We start from the raw sequence: 17,298 nt of genomic DNA on the forward strand, positions 1-17,298 counted from the left end.
CGACATGCATTAGCGCGGCAGGCAGCGGTTCAGCGCTCCGATTGAGGCGAACCGATCAGCCGACCGGCTGCAGCGGATCGCCGCCGATCTTCGACAGCTGGATGACCGCCTGAGTGCGGCTGTCGACGCCGAGCTTCTGCAGGATGGCCGAGACATGCGCCTTGATGGTCGCCTCGGAGACGCCGAGCTCATAAGCGATCTGCTTGTTGAGCAGGCCTTCCGCCAGCATGCCGAGCACCCGCGTCTGCTGCGGCGTCAGGGCCTGCAGCCGCTTGATCAGGTCGGAGATTTCCGGGTCGCGCTCCACGCCCAGTTCGATCCCGGAAGGCGCGGCGATATCGCCGGCAAGCACCGCCTGCACGGCACTGCGTATCTCCTCCATGCTGGCCGATTTGGAGATGAAGCCGGAAGCGCCGAGATCGAGGGCGCGGCGGATGGTGACGGGATCGTCATGCGCCGACACCACTACCAGCGGCACTGCCGGATGGATGCCGCGCAGCGAGACCAGGCCGGAAAGCCCGCTGGCGCCCGGCATCGACAGGTCGAGCAGCACCATGTCGACATCCTCATTGGCTAGCACCAGCGCCTTGGCGCTTTCGAAATCGCCGGCTTCGTGGATGGCGGCAACGTCGCCGATGCCGGCCAGCGCCTCCTTCAAGGCGCCGCGAAAAAGCGGATGGTCGTCGGCAATGACGAAAGTGTGGCCCGACGGCAAGTATCCCTCCCCCGATCCCATCATGATTTTTTAGCTTCTTGCGGGGACCAGAATGATTATGCGGCGGCGCGGCGCGTTTTCAAGCGGCAAAGGCCGTGCGAAGGGTTTTTCCCAACGATTCGGCTCTTGTTTTGCGCAATTCCAGACGGAAAACCGCTGTGCACTTTTCCTGGAATTGCGCCCCGGTTCAGGTCTTCTGGTTCAGCTTGGCGCCGCCGTCTCCGTCTTCCTTGTCCATGTCCTTGACGATGTCCTTGAAGGTCCGGAAGAACTGCTGCATGTAGCCCATCGTCTTGTTGAAATCCTCTTGGCTGGGCAATTGCGATTCCAGCCGGGCGGAGAGCGAATTCTCGAGCTTGGCGACACGCGTGTCGAGCGCCTTGACCGATTTGTCCAGCCGGTCGATCTCGTCCTGGTAGGCGGCACGCTCATCGGCCGCCATCTTGCAGACGAGCTGGCCGGAGCGCTCCTCGCAGATCGACATGGCGCCGGTCTGGGTGTCCATGCGGACATAGCCGTCGGCGGACTTCTCCAGCCGGTAGCGGTCGGTCTCTTCGGAATAGGCGGAAGCGGCAACCAGCGAGCAGAGCGCCGCGGGGATAAGGATGTGCTGAAGACGCATGTTGTCCTCCATGAGCCAATATGCGCAGCCTGTCATAGCTTTGCGCCTGAAATGGGGAAGAACGCGGCTCAACTCTTCCCCATGCTTCAGCTTCGGACTATAGCGCGACAATGTCTCAGATTATCTACAAGATCGCGCCCAAGGCGCTTTGGCGCGAAGCCGAGACGAACGGGCGCTTCACCGGCGCGCCGATCGACGTTGCCGACGGCTTTATCCATTTCTCCACCGCGAGCCAAGTGCGCGAGACGGCGGCCAAGCATTTTGCCGGCCAGACGGACCTGCTGCTGATCGCCATCGACGGGAACCGGCTGGGCGAAGGGCTCAAATACGAGGTGTCGCGCGGCGGCGCCCTGTTTCCGCATCTCTATGCTCCGCTCGCTCTCGATGCCGTTCTCTGGGTGAAACCGCTGCCGCTCGGCGCCAACGGCCACGAATTCCCGGCGCTGGAGGGCGAATGAGCGTGCTCGACCGGATCGGCCAGAAGCTGCTTTTCTCCTTCGATCCGGAAACAGCGCATGGCATGTCGATCGCGGCGCTGCGCTGCGGCCTGCCGGTCGGCACCGCGGCGCCGCACGACGCGCGGCTCAGGGTCAGTCTCTGCGGCCTCGATTTCCCGAATCCGCTCGGCATGGCGGCCGGCTACGACAAGAATGCCGAAGTGCCGGACGCGCTGCTTGGGCTTGGCTTCGGCTTCGCCGAGGTCGGCACCATCACGCCGCTGCCGCAATCGGGCAATCCGAAGCCGCGCATCTTCCGGCTGACGGCGGACGAAGCGGTGATCAACCGGCTGGGCTTCAACAATGAAGGCCACGCGGCCGCCGAAAAGCGTCTTGCCGCACGCCAGGGACGGCCGGGTATCGTCGGCGTCAACATCGGCGCCAACAAGGACAGCGCCGACCGCATCGCTGACTATGAGCGCGGCGTCACCCGCTTCGCGCCCTATGCCAGCTATCTCACCGTCAACATCTCCTCGCCCAACACGCCGGGCCTGCGCAACATGCAGGCGCGCGAGCAACTCGGCGAATTGCTGTCGCGGGTGATGGCCGCGCGTGCGGCAGCGGCAGCGCAGCCGCCGGTTTTCCTCAAGATCGCGCCGGATCTCGTCGAGGCGGAACTCGAGGACATCGCCGCCGAGGTCGCCGAGAAGAAGATCGACGGCGTCATCGTCTCCAACACGACGCTTGCACGGACCGGATTGCGGAGTACGACCAGCGCTGGCGAAACCGGCGGCCTTTCGGGCAAGCCGCTGTTCGAGCGCTCGACGGCAGTGCTCGCCAGGATGCGCAAGCTGCTCGGGCCGAACATGGCCATCATCGGTGTCGGCGGCGTCGACTCGGCCGAGGCCGCGTTGGAGAAGATCCGAGCCGGCGCCGACCTCGTCCAACTCTACACCGGCATGATCTATGCCGGGCCGGCGCTGCCTGGCCGCATCGTTGCCGGCATGGCGCGGTTTGCGGAGCGCGAGCGGCTCGGCTCGATCGGGGAACTGCGCGACTCCGCTTGCGAGCTCTGGGCTGCAAAGCCGATCAGCTGAACGCTGTGCGCACTCGCAGCCGCAGAACCGTCAGCAGGCTCAAGCCGCGCACCAGCAGGAAGACATGCAGCGATGCCCACAGGCCGTTGTTGCCGAAGGCCGGGGCCAGGGTGATGAGCGCGGCGCTAAAGGCGAGAAACGACAACAGCATCATGTTGCGCATGTCGCGCGACCAGGTGGCGCCGATGAAAACGCCGTCCATCTGGAAGGCGAGCACGCCGCTCAGCGCCGTGAAAGCCGCCCAGGGCAGATAGGTGTCGGCGATGGCGCGGACTTCTTGAGACGTCGTCACCAATGCCACCAAACCGGCGCCCGCGGTCAGCAGGACGAGCGTGGCGATGCCGGCGAGGGCAAAACCCCAGATCAGCGTCAGCCGGACCGCCTGCCGGAACGGGGCGGGCGCATGCGCGCCGATGGCGCGGCCGGCGAGCTGTTCGGCGGCGGTGGCGAAACCGTCGAGGAAATAACCGGCGATGAGGAAGAAATTCATCAGCACGGCATTGGCGGCAAGCGTCACCGTGCCGAACTGCGCGCCCTGGCGCGTGAACAGCGCGAAGGCGGCAAGCAGCGAGAAGGAGCGGATCATGATGTCGCGGTTGAGCGACAGCATGCGCCGGTAGGCCGGCAGGTCGAGGATGCGCCGGCGCGAGGGCCGCTCCAGCTTGCGGAAGCGGCTGAGCACGATGGCGAGGCCAAGCAGCATGGCCAGGAATTCGCCCGTAACCGTCGCCCAGGCGACGCCGGCGACGCCCCAGCCGAGCTCGAGGCCGAGCAGGAAGCAGAGCGCGATGTTGATGCCGTTGAGCACCGCTTGCAGCATCAGGCCGAGCCCGCCTTCGCCGCGTCCCAGCACGTAGCCCAGTATGGCGTAGTTGATCAGCGAGAAGGGCGCGGCGAGCAATCTGATGCGGATATAGACCGACATCGCCGCGCCGACGCGGGGCTCGGCGCCCATGAACCATTGGCCGGCGACGGCAAAGAGCGGCGAAAGGGCGGCAAGTATGACGCCTGCGACGACCGCGATCAGCACGGCGCGCCACAGCACCGCCTGTTCTTCCAGCGCAGCGCCGCGCCCGAAGGCCTGAGCGACAAGGCCGGTGGTGCCCGAACGCAGGAAATTGAAGGTGGTGAAGACGACGTCGAAGACCAGCGATCCCGCAGCCAGGCCGCCGAGCAGGGCCGCGTCGCCGAATTGGCCGACCACCGCCGTGTCGACGATGCCGAGCAGCGGCGTCGTCAGATAGGCAAGCGTCATCGGCACGGCGATCGCCAGCACCGAACGGTTGGTGACGGCGAAGGACCTGACGTTGGCTTGGGTTGCATCCAAGGAGATTGCTTCCTGGCTGATTGCGGCTTGATCGAGGAACCGATGTGCCCCAGTTTGCCGGCGTCACGCAACCGCCATCCGTCGAACTGCCAACCGAATTTTCTGCTGGTCTTACGCAATTCCGGACGGAAAACCGTTTCACACTTTTCCTGGAATTGCTCCAGGCTGGCGCAGACCTCCCGATCCATGCCGCTGCAGATCGTCCATCACCCCGACTATGACGCCGGCTTCGCCGTCAACCATCGCTTTCCGATGAGCAAATATCCGCTGTTGATGGAGGCTTTGCGCTTACGCGGCCTGGCTGTGCCGGGCGCGCTTTCAACGCCCGAGCCGGCGCCGGCGGCGTGGCTGAAGCTTGCCCATGCAGGCGACTATGTCGACCAGGTGATCGCCTGCCGGGTGCCGGCGAAAATCGAGCGTGAGATCGGCTTTCCGATCGGCCCGCGCGTGTCGCTGCGGGCGCAGCTCGCCACCGCCGGGACCGTGCTGGCGGCCCAGCTGGCGCTGAGACACGGCATTGCCTGCAACGCCGCCGGCGGCAGCCATCATGCACGGCGGGCGCAAGGCGCCGGCTTCTGCACCTTCAACGATGTCGCCGTCGCCTCGTTGACGCTGCTTGCGGAAGGGGTCGTGAAAAACATCCTGGTCGTCGATCTCGACGTGCATCAGGGCGACGGCACGGCCGACATCTTGAGGGACGAACCGCGTGCCTTCACCTTTTCAATGCATGGCGAGCGCAACTACCCGGTGCGCAAGATCGCCTCGGACCTCGACGTCGCCTTGCCGGACGGCACCGGCGCCGACGCCTATCTCGAGCGGCTCGCCGCCATCCTGCCGGAACTATCCGGGCAAAGGCGCTGGGACATCGTCTTCTACAATGCCGGCGTCGATGTCCACGCCGAAGACAGGCTCGGCCGGCTGGCGCTGACCGACGACGGCCTGCGGGCCCGCGAAGACATGGTCATCGGCCACTTCCGCAACCGCGGCGTGCCGCTGTGCGGCGTCATCGGCGGCGGCTACTCGACCGACGTGCCGGCGCTGGCCGCGCGTCATGCCATCCTCTTCGAGGTGGCCGCCCAACACGCCTGAGTATCTATCTTGAGCATGATCTTTCCGAACCGGAGGTCAGCGAAGCAAAAACCGGCAACCGCTTTTCGCGATCGTGGTCCTTCGGTTCGGGATGCTCTTATTTCCTGTAGCTGGCGATCCGGAGCAGGATGAACACCGGCACGACGATCGCGGCGCCGAGCAGGATATAGCCCAGGAAGCGGTCGATGGCGTGGAAGCCAAGATTCCACAAATCGACGAAGAACTGGCGGATGCCATAGAAAACATCCATCGGCGACCAGCCGAAGGCATGCATGACGAGGCCGACGAGGAAAGAGACCACGAGCAGCTTCAGGAGCACCCTGAGCGGCGTGTCGCCAAGAAAGCGCGTCAGTGCGGACAAGGCCATTCTCCGGTTCGAGCCGCCCGATTCGGCAGCGCAGCCCAGAAATACGCACTCGATTGTCCGCCATCAAGCGGCCAGGAGGACAGTCCAGGCCGCCGCGAATGCTTAATTTTGCGTAAACAGAAACGCAGCAAATCGCTGAAAATAAATAGAAAAATCTTCATTTTGCCGACCCGCGCAATGTGCCGGCAATTTTCGCCTGACAGATAGAGCTGGTCTTTCGAGCAGTGCGTCGCAACGGAAGTTCGGACCGCAAGGCAGGCGCTTTGCGGCAGAAGATTTTGTTGCCTGCGAGAGACAAACGAACCGGAGCGGTCATTCCAGGAGCCGACTCCACGGGTCAATCCGCGCATGGCGATGCCCTGCGCCTATGCGTTTGGAGTGTGGAACGTGTTTTGTCGAACCAAGATTGCCCTTACGGCGGCTTTTGCCGCCTGTCTCAGCGGGACGGCGATGGCCGCCGACCTCTCCCCCACCTACAACAATCCACCCGCCTTCCAGTGGAGCGGCGCCTATGTCGGCGTCCATGGCGGAACGGCCTTCACCAAGATGCCCAATCCGTTTGCCGGCCGGAATGGCTGGAGCGGCGGGCTGCAGGCCGGCTACAACATACAGACGGGTCCGGCCGTGTTCGGCGCCGAGCTAGAAGGCTCCTATCTCGGCGGCGCCGAGCACAATGTCGAGGGCGGCAAGATCAAGGAGAAATGGCGCGCCGCCGCCAAGGCCAAGGCGGGCCTCGCCTTCGACCAGACGCTGGTCTTCGGCACCGCCGGCGTCGCGATGACCACATTCGACAAGGCAGGCGGGGTGCGCGACACCGACAGCCGCAAGCTTGGCTACCTGGTCGGCGCAGGTGTCGAGCAGGCCTTCGCCGGCGGCCTCTCCGCCAAGATCGAATACGACTACATCCGCACACCCAATGTGGAAACGAGATCGGCCTTCGGCACAGCGAAGACCGGTATAGGCAGCCAGGAGTTGAAGGCCGGGATCAACTACCGCTTCTAGCTCGTGGCGCGCCGGAGAGCAGTTTTCCGTGGCGGCTGCCCCGCCGATCTCCACCACAGGAAACTGCCTTTCTTCGTCTCTTGGCCGCCGAACCTTCCGCGTAATGTCGGTGCAATTTTCATGGCCTAGCTGCCAGAACGCATCTCGATCCCAGGAATCAGACCATGTTCACGACAAGCAGGGGCCGGAACCTCATCCTGAAGGCTTTCCTCGCGGCGGCGCTCACCGGCATGTCCGCCTGCGCCTCGGACATCATGAAGAACTATGTCGGACAGCCGATCGAATCCGTCGTCCTCGACTACGGCCCGCCGACCGCGGTCGTCGATCTCGGCCCGGGCGAGCGGGCCTATCAGTGGCGCAAGATATCCGCCAAGGTAGTTTCCGGCACTTCGAGCGGCGAGGTGCATCAAACCAAGCACGGCACCGAGTACGAGATGACCGAGACGCCCGGCTATGTCGAACGCCAGGAGTGCTTTTACACGTTCTACGCCCGCGCATCGGGCAGCCGCTGGTTCATCACCAATTTCCGCAAGCCGAAGCTCGAGTGCGAATAGGCTAAGCACCGCCTTCTGGCTGGCCCTTGTTCGCGATCGGCCCGCGATCTACAGCCTGCCCGGCAGCCGAGAAAGGGCGGACGCCGCCGAACCGACGACGGAGACTGCACCATGCGCATCCTGCTGATCGAGGACGAGCCGGAAATGGCATCAGTGCTCAAGACCGCGCTGGAGCGACAGGAATTCATCGTCGACCGGAGCTCGACGCTGGCCGACGCCGAAATGATGGCCAGGGTCGGAGCCTACGACGCGATCGTGCTGGACCGCCGCCTCCCCGACGGCGAGGGCCTCGACCTCATCCCTCGCCTGCGCGCCATGCATGTCGACACACCGGTGATCGCGCTGACGGCCATGGCTGGCCTCCACGACCGCGTCGGCGGGCTGAATGCCGGGGCCGACGATTATATGGTCAAGCCTTTCGCCACCGAGGAACTGGTCGCTCGGCTTCGCGCGCTGCATCGCCGCCAGTTCACCTTGCGCGCCGACCGGATCGAGGCCGGCCGCCTCGTCTATGATTTCGGCCACCGCGAGGCGTTGGTGGGCGACCGGGTGCTCGACCTGCCCCGGCGCGAGCGTCTGGTGCTCGAAACGCTTGTCCGCAGGCCAGGCCGCACGGTCATGCGCAGAGTGTTGGAAGAAGCCGTCTATGCGCTCGACGACGAGATCGGCTCCAACGCGCTGGACGCCCATATCTCCCGGCTGCGCCGCAAGCTCGCAGACGTCGCCGCCGGCATCGAGATCCGTGCCATCCGCAACGTCGGCTATCTGCTCAGGACCGTGCCATGAGGCAGCGGCGCCCGCGTTCGCTGCAATGGGTGCTGGTACGGCGGCTGATCCTGCTGCAGGCGGCTATGCTCGCTATCTTCATCGCGCTTTGCGCGGCGGCTCTTTGGGTCGCCAACCCGCGGCTGCTGGTCGACAACGAGGCCGCCGTGGCGGCGTTGAAGGACGCTATCGACCGCAACAGCGACGGCACGCTGGTCGTGCACGAGACGGAGGAGTTGAGACACTTCCAAGAGAGCTTCCCGCATGCCTGGTACATCGTTCGCGATAGGACCGGACAGAGCGTCCGTTCCGGTGCTGTGCCGGATGTCTACACCGGCACGCCCGGCGCGCTGTTGGGTGCGGTCGATCATGCCACGCTTGAGTTCGCCAGGGACGACCTTCGCCCGGAAGCCTATGTCGAGAACGCCCCGACCAAGGCCGGGCCAGTCCAGATCATCGCTGCCACCCGCTCGTCGCGAGAGCAGACCGACGGGCTGGAAATCAACATCTCGGCGACGATCGACGTCGCCCGCAATCCGGACGGCAGCCGCAACTGGCAGCGGGCCTTGCCGGCCCTGGCGCTGATCATCGCCATTCTGCTTCTGCCGATCGTCGTGGTCATGGGCATCACCACGCTGGTGACGACGCCGGCGGTGGTACGCAGATCCTTTTCCGGCCTAGTCGACACGGCCGATCAGGCGGCGCGCATCGACATCAACACGCGCGGCATGCAACTGCCGGTCCAGCGCGTGCCGCAGGAGATCGCGCCGCTGGTCCAGGCCTTCAACGAGACGCTCGCCCGGTTGGCCCGCGGCTATGATCGGCACAACCGCTTCCTGACCGATGCGGCGCATGAGCTGCGCACGCCGATCGCCATTCTGCGCACCCGTGCCGAATTGCTGAAGAAGGAACCCGAAAGCGAACGTTTGCTGCAGGACATTGAACGCCTGTCGCACCTGGCGCAGCAGTTGCTCGACCATCAACTGCTCGAGCGCCCCGACGAAGAACGCCAGATCGTCGATCTAGGCGAGCTTGCCCGCCAGGTGGCAGCCGACTTCGCGCCTTTGGCCATCGAAGCCGGCTACGACCTCGGCTTCGAGCCTCCGGCCGGCGAGGTCCATGTCGCCGCAAATGGCTTGCAGATCGAGCGCGCCCTGGCCAACCTCGTTCGCAACGCCATCGACCATGGTGGCGGCAGCGGCGCGATCACGGTCGCCGTCGACGAGAGCGGTGGCGTCGAAGTGCGCGACGAAGGTCCGGGCATTCCGCCGGAGGAGCGGGAAAATGTGTTCCAGCCCTTCTATCGCCTGCAGCCGCAGTCGCGCGGCGCGGGCCTCGGCCTCAATCTCGCCCGGCAGATCGCCGGGCTGCATGGCGGCTCGATCAGGATATTGAGCTGCGGGTGGCGAGGTGCGCGCGTGCGTATGCAACTGCCCACCTTGCCGTCATAAGCGGTTCTGTTTTGCCGATTGCTTGAGGCAGCGCCATCATGGTAACGAGGGCTCGCGCGGGTATGATGTAATGGTAGCCTGTCAGCTTCCCAAGCTGAACGCGCGGGTTCGATTCCCGCTACCCGCTCCAGTCTCCGCAAATATCTAAGCCCGATATCGGCCATGCTTCCGTTGACACGGAGGCACATCTTGCGCGTAGGCGAACTCCAAGCCGCTCGGACCACGGCTTATGGTTGTTGTTTCGGTCGCTGATGGATACAAGGCGAAGCATGCCGCGCGCCCTATCGAAATATACTGTCCGCGAATGGTTCAGGCTACGGCCGTTGGTCGACCGCAAGAATCATGCTCGCTATCAGGTTCGGGAACGAATTGCGCTGGCCAGGCACGCCAGCCCGGTGGCTCTTCCTCGTATCCGTGGCCGGAAAGTCCTGATTACGATCGGGTTCAATGATCCCCAGGTGATCGAGTGGCAGACCAGGCTGATCGCTAAAAACGTGTCCGAGGCCATCCATATTGTGGCTGACAACTCAACCGTCTCGACGGCAAGGGTCGCGATTCGAGACATCTGCGCGGCGGCCGATGTTGCTTTCGTAGCGGTGCCGGCCAACCCTTGGATAAGTCGAGAGAAGGAAGGGGGCAAATCGCATGGCTATGCCCTTAATTGGGCATGGAGGAATATCGTTCTTGCAAACCGGCCTTCCATGGTCGGCTTTCTGGATCACGATATTTTCCCGACCGCCAAGACAGATCCTTTCCGCATGCTTGATCAAGCGGCCGTAGCGGGCTTGGTTCGGACGGCGCCGAATGAGCGCTGGTACCTATGGCCCGGTTTCGCCTTTTTCAACTTGGGTCGATTGCTGACAGATCGGCTCAACTTCGGTCGGGACTGGCTCGACGGATTTGATACCGGCGGCCTGAATTGGCACTGTCTGTACCGGGAACTCGGCAATGAAGATCTATGCGCGGCCGACTATCAACGGACAACAGTCGCTGCCGGCGTAGCAATGGACGAAGCGCTTTTCGAGCGTATCGACAGTTGGCTTCACGAAAGCCGCTTCACGACCGACATTGACATGGAGCCGGCTCGCCGCCAGCAATTGCTTGCGCTTAAGCGACGCAGCATCCTGGATATCTTGATGGCTCTGCCCGCATAATTCGCCTGCCCCAGGGTTAAACGGAGCTGTACTGGTCGGCTAGGGTCGGCTATCGACGCATCCATGGCAATGTTTAGAGAACTTAGAACAAAACTGGGCTTGAGAAAACCATACCCTGGCAGGCATGTCATTATAGGCAGAAAGACCTACGGCGTCGACTTTGGCAACATTTTCCAGGCGACTGCAGAGGCGCCTGTTAGCATTGGAAGCTATTGTTCGATCGCTGCTGGCGTACTTTTTATCGCAGCCGGCGAGCACCCGATGTCTTCGGTATCCAGCTACCCTTTTCCAGACGCTCACCGATTTGGACCACCCACGCGTGACATCGCAAAGGGTCCAATCACCGTAGGGAATGACGTGTGGATCGGTTCCCGCGCCATTGTTTTATCCGGTGTGAAGATAGGTGATGGCGCGGTCGTCGGCGCAGGTGCCGTGGTCACAAAAGATGTTCAGCCATACGCCTTGGTCGCCGGCAACCCTGCCAAGCTAATCCGGCATCGGTTTGAGCCGAAAGTCATAGAAGGACTCCTAGCCATCCGCTGGTGGGATTGGAGCGACGATCAAATCGAAGCGGCGATGCCTGATTTCCACACCTCGGTCTCTGAATTCGTCTCGAAGTACCTGGCTGCGTAACCGATCAACGGGGTGATGGGTCTTGCACGGTCGTCTTGCAAGACCCATCCTTTCAACGCCGCTTGCGCCTGAACTACAGCCAGAAGCCGATCCATACGCGCTCGCGCCGGCAGCGGCGGCGCCAGCGGCCATGATGCCAGAAGCGGCGACAGACATGCCTCCAGCCGCGCCGACGGCCACGACGGCGGTGACGCCAGCGCCAGTTTCCATGGCCATGATGGTGACGGTAGTGCGAAACCAGTTCTACTTCAGCCTGATCGTCGCCTTCGAACACCGCCTCGTCCGGATTTTCGAGCATATCCGGCTTGTCGAGTTCGTCCAGGATTCCGTTGCCGGCGGGAATTCCGGCAACCGCCTTGCTAGGTCCGGCCAGGCCTGCAAGTGCACCCGCCCCCGCAACGCCAAGTATTCCAGTCAGAAACAATCGACGTTCCATCAAACCTCCCGAGATGTTGAGCAACGGCAGCACTTCCCTCACCCGCAACAGGCTCCAGCGAGCCGCCGATCGGATTGAACGTACAAGTAGCATTCTCGTTCCATCACCCCACTTCGCGTAAGATGAAGTCGTGCAGCATTTTTGCGGCCGGCGAGAGCACGCGATTCTTGATCGTGATCAGGCTGTAGGGCCGGACCTCTATGTCGAACTCGGTCTGCACGACGTCGATGGCGCCGGCGAGCCCATCGCCGCCTTGAATGAACTTGGCGACCTGGATCGACACCGGCGCGATGGCGTCGGACTGCGCCACCATGACCAAAGTGAGCAGCAGCGAAGACGTGTTGAGGATGCGGTCGGGAAGCGGAATGTCGCGGTTGAGGAAATTGCTTTCCATAGCCTGGCGCAGCGGCGAGCCGCCGGACTGGAACACCCAGTCATAGCCAGCCGTCTCCTCCAGCCGCACCGCCTTGCCTGAGGCCAGCGGGTGGCCGCGGCGCACGATGAGGCAGGCCTTCTCGACACCGATGACGCGCGATTCGAAAAGCCGAGGATTGAGGTCGTCGGGGATGCGCGCGATGATGAAATCGTGGCGCGACGCAATCAGCTCGCGGGCAAGCACGTTCGAGGTCTCGACCTGCATGGTGATCTCGATGCGCGGATAGATACGGCGGATCTCGCGAATCGCCGGCACCGCGAGTTCGATCGCCGGCGCCGTCACCGCGCCGAGGAACACCGACCCGCCCTTGCCGGCCTTTAGCTCGGAAATCTCGCGATCTGCCTCCCGCATCTCGAGCAGGATCGAACGGGCGCGCCGGGCGAGCGCCTGGCCATAAGGGGTCAGCGTCACGCCGCGCGGCAGCCGCTCGCACAACTTCACGTCGAGCACCGCCTCCATCTCGGCGATCATGCGCGAGGCGGCCGGCTGGGAGATGTTCATGACCTGCGCGGCGGCGCTCACCCGTCCGTGATCGTCCAGGGCGGTGATCATGCGCATGTGGCGAAGGCTCAGGCCGCTGCGCAGCAGCGTCTCGCCGTCTCCCGGCAATTTCTCGTAGCTAACTGAAATCGCGTCGGAATCGCGCAGTGCCGCCATGTTTTGGAGCCTCTCCACCGGGCTTATATCAGTCCTTTAAGCTATACCGGTTCCGATATAGCAACCAGCGAAGATCGCATTTGACAGTTATGTCAAAGGAACCCAACCTTTGGGCGTTCCGAGGCGCAACAGTCGGCAACGAGCCAATTCGTATCGATTGAAACTGCGTCGCGGGACCGATTGGGAGGATACCGGAGATCGATAAAGCCGACAGTGGCGCGCCAGCGCACCTGTTCGACTGCGCGCCCCGCGAAGCCCCGAGGTGTCGCGTCCATCAACCAGGGAGAGTAATGTGAAGATCATCAAGACGCTGGCCGCCGTCGCGGCCCTTGGCATCGCCGCCATGACTTATTCGGCGCATGCAGCCGACAAGGGTCTCGTCGGCGTGCTGATGCCGACCAAGACCTCGCAGCGCTGGATCAACGACGGCGACGCCGTCAAGTCCCAGCTCGAGAAGCTTGGCTACACGGTCGACCTGCAATATGCGCAGGACGATATCCCGAACCAGCTCAGCCAGCTGGAAAACGAAATCACCAAGGGCCCGAAGGCACTGATCATCGCTTCGATCGACGGCACCACTATGGCCGACGCGCTGCAGAAAGCCAATGACGCAGGCGTCGTCGTCGTCGCCTATGACCGCCTGATCAAGAAGACCAAGAATGTCGACTACTACACCACCTTCGACAATTTCGGCGTCGGCGTCATCCAGGCGAACTCTCTGGTCAAGGGCCTCAAGGAGCGTTTCCCGAACACCAAGCCGTGGAACGTCGAACTGTTCGGCGGCTCGCCGGACGACAACAACGCCTTCTTCTTCTACAACGGCGCGATGTCGGTCCTGCAGCCGCTGATCGACGGCGGCTCGATCAAGATCAAGTCCGGCCAGATGGGCATGGACAAGGTCGGCACGCTGCGCTGGCTCGCCGCCACCGCCCAGGCCCGCATGGATAACCTGCTCTCGGCCAACTACTCGGACGGCAGCCGCGTCGATGGCGTTCTGTCGCCCTATGACGGCCTGTCGCGCGGCATCACCGCCTCGCTGCGCGCCGTCGGCTACGGCACGGACGCACAGCCCTGGCCGATCGTGACCGGTCAGGACGCCGAGACCGCCTCGGTCAAGCTGATCATCTCGGGCGAGCAGTATTCGACGGTGTTCAAGGACACCCGCGAACTGGCCAAGGCCACCGTGCAGCTGGTCGACAAGGTGCTCTCCGGCGGCAAGCCGGACGGTCTCGACGAAAAGACCTACAACAACGACGTCAAGGTCGTTCCGTCGATCCTGTTGACGCCGCATGAGGTCGACAAGTCGAACTACAAGGCGCAGGTCGTCGACTCCGGCTATATCAAGGCCGACGAGCTGAAGTAATCCAGCCTCAAAGGAAGGGGTCCTGCGCGACGCAGGGCCCCTTTTCGTTCACAAGCGACCCCGGTATTGTTTTTGCCGGCTTCTGCAGCGCCATGCGCCGTCGCGGCGCTGGCCAGACTGCAGTATGTTGATTTCGCGCATGACGCTTTCCGCGAATGGAAGACATGCGCCAGGGAGCAGAACCTCATGGCCTCGACGATTTTGGAGATGCGCGACATCACCAAGACGTTTCCCGGCGTGAAGGCGTTGTCGAACGTCAATCTCAGCGTCGAGGAAGGTGAGATCCACGCCGTCGTCGGCGAGAACGGCGCCGGCAAGTCGACACTGATGAAGGTGCTGTCGGGCGTCTATCCATCCGGCACCTATGATGGCCAGATCATCTTTCGCGGCCAGGAATGCAATTTCAAAGGCATTCACGACAGCGAGCATATCGGCATCGTCATCATCCACCAGGAGCTTGCCCTGGTGCCGATGCTGTCGATCGCGGAAAACATCTTTCTCGGCAACGAGCATGCCACCTATGGCGTCATCGACTGGAATGCGAACGAGAAGCGCACCGGCGCCTTGCTGCAAAAGGTTGGTCTCAAGGAAGACCCAAAGACGCTGATCACCAATATCGGCGTCGGCAAGCAGCAGCTGGTCGAGATCGCCAAGGCGCTCAGCAAGGAAGTGAAGCTTCTGATCCTCGACGAGCCGACCGCCTCGCTCAGCGAAAAGGACAGCCAGGCGCTGCTCGACCTCCTGCTCGAGTTCAAGCGCCAGGGCATGACCTCGATCCTGATCTCGCACAAGCTCAACGAGGTGAACCGCGTCGCCGACAAGGTGACGGTGATCCGCGACGGGCGCACCATCGAGACCTTGCCGAGGAAGGACATCTCGGAAGACCGCATCATCACCTCGATGGTCGGCCGCTCGCTCGACGACCGCTATCCGCCGCGCGAGCCGAAGATCGGCGATGTCATCTTCGAGGTGAGGAACTGGTCGGTCTACCACCCGATCCATGCCGAGCGGCAGGTGATCAAGAACATCAACCTCAATGTGCGCAAGGGCGAGGTGGTCGGCATCGCCGGGCTGATGGGCGCCGGCCGCACCGAATTCGCGATGAGCCTTTTCGGACGCTCCTACGGCCGGCATATCACCGGAGAGGTGTCGCTGCGTGGTAAGCCTATCGACCTCTCGTCAGTGAGCAAGGCGGTGGCAAGCGGCGTCGCCTATGTCACCGAGGACCGCAAGACCTACGGCCTCAACCTCATCGACCACATCAAGCACAATGTGACGCTGGCCAATCTCGGAGGCGTTTCCAGCCGCGGCGTCATCGACGACATGCGCGAGATGAGCGTCGCCAACGACTATCGCAAGAAGACCAACATCCGCGCCTCCAGCGTCTACCAGCTGACCGGCAACCTGTCGGGCGGCAACCAGCAGAAGGTGGTGCTGTCGAAATGGCTGTTCGCCGATCCGGAAGTTTTGATCCTCGACGAGCCGACCCGCGGCATTGACGTCGGCGCCAAGTACGAAATCTATACGATCATCGCGCGCCTCGCCGCCGAGGGCAAAGCGATCATCGTCATCTCGTCGGAAATGCCCGAGTTGCTCGGCATCTCCGACCGCATCTACGTGATGAACGAAGGGCGTATCGTCGGCGAAATGGCGGCAAGCGACGCCAGCCAGGAAAAAATCATGCGCGCCATCGTTCGGGGAGAAGGAAAAGCATCATGAGCACAGACAGCGCTCCCGCGCCGCAAAGCGGCGTCGCCGAGGACATCAAGCAGGGACCGCGCGTTGCCGTCTCGGCGCTGACGACGAACCTGCGCGAGTACGGCCTGATCATCGCGCTGATCGTGATCATGCTGTTCTTCCAGTACACGACGTCGGGAACGCTGTTCAAACCGGTGAACCTCAGCAACCTGGTGCAGCAGAACTCGTTCATCATCGTGATGGCGCTGGGCATGCTGCTGGTGATCGTTTCCGGCTATATCGACCTCAGCGTCGGGTCGGTCGCCGGCTTCGTCGGCGCGCTTGCGGCGATGATGATGGTGATCTGGCCGCTCGGTGTATTCAGCAATCCGCTGGTGGTCTCGATCGTCTGCCTGATCGTCGGCGCGCTCATTGGCGCCGCGCAGGGCTACTGGATCGCCTACCACCGGATACCGAGCTTCATCGTGACGCTGGCCGGCATGCTGATCTTTCGCGGCATCTGTCAGGCGCTGCTTGGCGGCGGCTCCTCGGTCGGCCCGCTGCCGGACAGCTTCAAGGCGCTGAGCTCCGGCTTCATTCCGGACGTGATCGGGCCGCTCGTGCTGATCCCACCGACCGTCAATGCCGCCGGCAAGACCATCGTCGGCAGCGGCTTGACGCTGCACATGACGACGGTCGTGCTGGGCCTGATCGCGGTGCTGGCCTACGCCTATTTCGGCTTCAGGACGCGGCGCAAGCGCGAGCGTCATGGCTATGAGGCGGAGCCCTTCCCGATGTTCGTCGTCAAGACGCTGGTGGGCAGCGCGCTGGCGCTGTTCCTGGTCTTCCAGTTCGCGAGCTACAGGGGCCTGCCGGTCGTGCTTATGGTGATGGGCGTGCTGATCTCGCTGTTCGTCTTCGTCACCAAGCGCATGACCATCGGCCGCCGCATCTATGCGATGGGCGGCAACGCCAAGGCCGCGCAGCTTTCGGGCATCAACACCGAAAGGCTGACGCTGCTGGTCTTCATCAACATGGGCGTGCTGTCGGCGCTGGGCGGGCTGATCATCGCGGCGCGCCTCGGCCAGGCGGTGCCGGCCGCCGGTCTCGGCAGCGAGCTCGACGTCATCGCGGCCGTCTTCATCGGCGGTGCCTCGGCAATGGGCGGTGTCGGACAGGTGATCGGCGCCGTCGTCGGCGGCTTCATCATGGGCGTGATGAACAACGGCATGTCGATCATGGGCGTCAACGTCGACTGGCAGCAGGTGGTCAAGGGCCTGGTGCTGCTCGGCGCCGTCATCTTCGACGTCTACAACAAGAACAAGGCCTAGGGTGTGATCCCTAAAAGTGGGAACCGGTTTTCGGAAAAGATCATGCTCAATCTAAAGGCGGCAAGCGAGGTTCAGGAGGCATACGGGTTCTAGATCGCGAAGCTGCCGGCAACCCGTCGGCGCCAAGAAGTCCAGGCAAGGACCAGGCTCGCGAGCGCAATCCGGACGAAGAGTTTCAACCGTGG

At 63.1% G+C, this 17,298-nt stretch carries 19 protein-coding genes and 1 tRNA gene; 13 read left to right on the top strand and 7 right to left on the bottom strand.

Annotation, left to right across the window (positions count from 1 at the left end):
* Window positions 1–55 precede the first annotated feature (55 nt).
* Window positions 56–715: a response regulator transcription factor gene (locus tag ACWGS9_RS01125; protein WP_454503495.1), complete on the bottom strand. Its 660-nt coding sequence runs from the start codon at window positions 713–715 to the stop codon at window positions 56–58.
* Between the two features lie 187 nt (window positions 716–902).
* Window positions 903–1,337 carry a hypothetical protein gene (locus ACWGS9_RS01130; protein ID WP_454503496.1) on the bottom strand — a complete coding sequence of 145 codons (435 nt, stop codon included), beginning with the start codon at window positions 1,335–1,337 and terminating at the stop codon, window positions 903–905.
* Between the two features lie 110 nt (window positions 1,338–1,447).
* Between ACWGS9_RS01130 and ACWGS9_RS01135 the strand changes: the two genes are divergently transcribed.
* Both ACWGS9_RS01135 and ACWGS9_RS01140 read left to right on the top strand, forming a co-directional pair.
* Window positions 1,448–1,795 (top strand): DUF952 domain-containing protein, encoded by a 348-nt coding sequence (locus tag ACWGS9_RS01135; RefSeq protein ID WP_454503497.1) that lies wholly within the window; start codon window positions 1,448–1,450, stop codon window positions 1,793–1,795.
* A complete protein-coding gene (locus tag ACWGS9_RS01140) occupies window positions 1,792–2,871 on the top strand; it encodes a quinone-dependent dihydroorotate dehydrogenase (RefSeq protein WP_454503498.1) in 1,080 nt (359 codons plus the stop codon). The genes ACWGS9_RS01135 and ACWGS9_RS01140 overlap by 4 nt, the downstream gene beginning before the upstream one ends.
* Here ACWGS9_RS01140 and ACWGS9_RS01145 read toward each other — a convergent pair.
* On the bottom strand, window positions 2,864–4,198 hold the full coding sequence (locus tag ACWGS9_RS01145) for an MATE family efflux transporter (protein WP_454503499.1): 1,335 nt from the start codon (window positions 4,196–4,198) through the stop codon (window positions 2,864–2,866). The genes ACWGS9_RS01140 and ACWGS9_RS01145 overlap by 8 nt on opposite strands.
* Before the next feature lie 186 nt (window positions 4,199–4,384).
* Here ACWGS9_RS01145 and ACWGS9_RS01150 point away from each other — a divergent pair, with 186 nt between their 5' ends.
* Entirely contained in the window at window positions 4,385–5,287 is a 903-nt protein-coding gene (locus tag ACWGS9_RS01150; RefSeq protein WP_454503500.1) for a histone deacetylase family protein, read from the top strand.
* Between the two features lie 97 nt (window positions 5,288–5,384).
* Here ACWGS9_RS01150 and ACWGS9_RS01155 read toward each other — a convergent pair whose 3' ends face one another.
* Together ACWGS9_RS01155 and ACWGS9_RS01160 are read right to left on the bottom strand one after the other, a co-directional pair.
* The gene (locus tag ACWGS9_RS01155) at window positions 5,385–5,654 is read right to left on the bottom strand and encodes a DUF6460 domain-containing protein (RefSeq protein WP_224714515.1); all 270 of its coding nucleotides are present in this window, start codon (window positions 5,652–5,654) and stop codon (window positions 5,385–5,387) included.
* The gene (locus ACWGS9_RS01160) at window positions 5,636–6,004 is read right to left on the bottom strand and encodes a hypothetical protein (protein ID WP_454503501.1); all 369 of its coding nucleotides are present in this window, start codon (window positions 6,002–6,004) and stop codon (window positions 5,636–5,638) included. The genes ACWGS9_RS01155 and ACWGS9_RS01160 overlap by 19 nt, the downstream gene beginning before the upstream one ends.
* Before the next feature lie 37 nt (window positions 6,005–6,041).
* On the opposite strand from ACWGS9_RS01160, the gene ACWGS9_RS01165 reads away from it, so the two are divergent.
* From ACWGS9_RS01165 to ACWGS9_RS01195, 7 genes are all read left to right on the top strand, one after another.
* Window positions 6,042–6,656, top strand: a complete 615-nt coding sequence (locus ACWGS9_RS01165) for an outer membrane protein (protein WP_454503502.1) — start codon at window positions 6,042–6,044, stop codon at window positions 6,654–6,656.
* A gap of 164 nt (window positions 6,657–6,820) precedes the next feature.
* Window positions 6,821–7,210: a hypothetical protein gene (locus ACWGS9_RS01170; RefSeq protein WP_454503503.1), complete on the top strand. Its 390-nt coding sequence runs from the start codon at window positions 6,821–6,823 to the stop codon at window positions 7,208–7,210.
* Window positions 7,211–7,321: 111 nt separating this feature from the next.
* Window positions 7,322–7,996, top strand: a complete 675-nt coding sequence (locus ACWGS9_RS01175; protein ID WP_454503504.1) for a response regulator transcription factor — start codon at window positions 7,322–7,324, stop codon at window positions 7,994–7,996.
* On the top strand, window positions 7,993–9,426 hold the full coding sequence (locus ACWGS9_RS01180; protein WP_454503505.1) for a sensor histidine kinase: 1,434 nt from the start codon (window positions 7,993–7,995) through the stop codon (window positions 9,424–9,426). The genes ACWGS9_RS01175 and ACWGS9_RS01180 overlap by 4 nt, the downstream gene beginning before the upstream one ends.
* Before the next feature lie 56 nt (window positions 9,427–9,482).
* Window positions 9,483–9,556: transfer RNA gene (locus tag ACWGS9_RS01185), tRNA-Gly, on the top strand.
* A gap of 193 nt (window positions 9,557–9,749) precedes the next feature.
* Window positions 9,750–10,580 carry a hypothetical protein gene (locus ACWGS9_RS01190; protein WP_454503506.1) on the top strand — a complete coding sequence of 277 codons (831 nt, stop codon included), beginning with the start codon at window positions 9,750–9,752 and terminating at the stop codon, window positions 10,578–10,580.
* Window positions 10,581–10,643: 63 nt separating this feature from the next.
* Window positions 10,644–11,213, top strand: a complete 570-nt coding sequence (locus ACWGS9_RS01195; RefSeq protein ID WP_454503507.1) for a CatB-related O-acetyltransferase — start codon at window positions 10,644–10,646, stop codon at window positions 11,211–11,213.
* A 73-nt stretch (window positions 11,214–11,286) separates the two neighbouring features.
* On the opposite strand, the gene ACWGS9_RS01200 is transcribed toward ACWGS9_RS01195, so the two are convergent.
* Window positions 11,287–11,691, bottom strand: coding sequence for a protamine-2 (modular protein) (locus tag ACWGS9_RS01200; protein ID WP_454503508.1), 405 nt, complete (start codon window positions 11,689–11,691; stop codon window positions 11,287–11,289).
* A gap of 61 nt (window positions 11,692–11,752) precedes the next feature.
* A complete protein-coding gene (locus ACWGS9_RS01205; protein WP_454503509.1) occupies window positions 11,753–12,742 on the bottom strand; it encodes a LysR family transcriptional regulator in 990 nt (329 codons plus the stop codon).
* A gap of 292 nt (window positions 12,743–13,034) precedes the next feature.
* Here ACWGS9_RS01205 and chvE point away from each other — a divergent pair, with 292 nt between their 5' ends.
* The 3 genes from chvE to mmsB all read left to right on the top strand — a co-directional run bounded on the left by chvE (window position 13,035) and on the right by mmsB (window position 17,113).
* Window positions 13,035–14,105, top strand: a complete 1,071-nt coding sequence (chvE, locus tag ACWGS9_RS01210; protein ID WP_454503510.1) for a multiple monosaccharide ABC transporter substrate-binding protein — start codon at window positions 13,035–13,037, stop codon at window positions 14,103–14,105.
* Between the two features lie 186 nt (window positions 14,106–14,291).
* Window positions 14,292–15,824, top strand: coding sequence for a multiple monosaccharide ABC transporter ATP-binding protein (gene mmsA, locus ACWGS9_RS01215; RefSeq protein WP_454503511.1), 1,533 nt, complete (start codon window positions 14,292–14,294; stop codon window positions 15,822–15,824).
* Entirely contained in the window at window positions 15,821–17,113 is a 1,293-nt protein-coding gene (gene mmsB / locus ACWGS9_RS01220) for a multiple monosaccharide ABC transporter permease (RefSeq protein WP_454503512.1), read from the top strand. The genes mmsA and mmsB overlap by 4 nt, the downstream gene beginning before the upstream one ends.
* The last annotated feature ends 185 nt before the right edge of the window (window positions 17,114–17,298 follow it).

The organism is Mesorhizobium sp. Arg314, assembly GCF_053714275.1.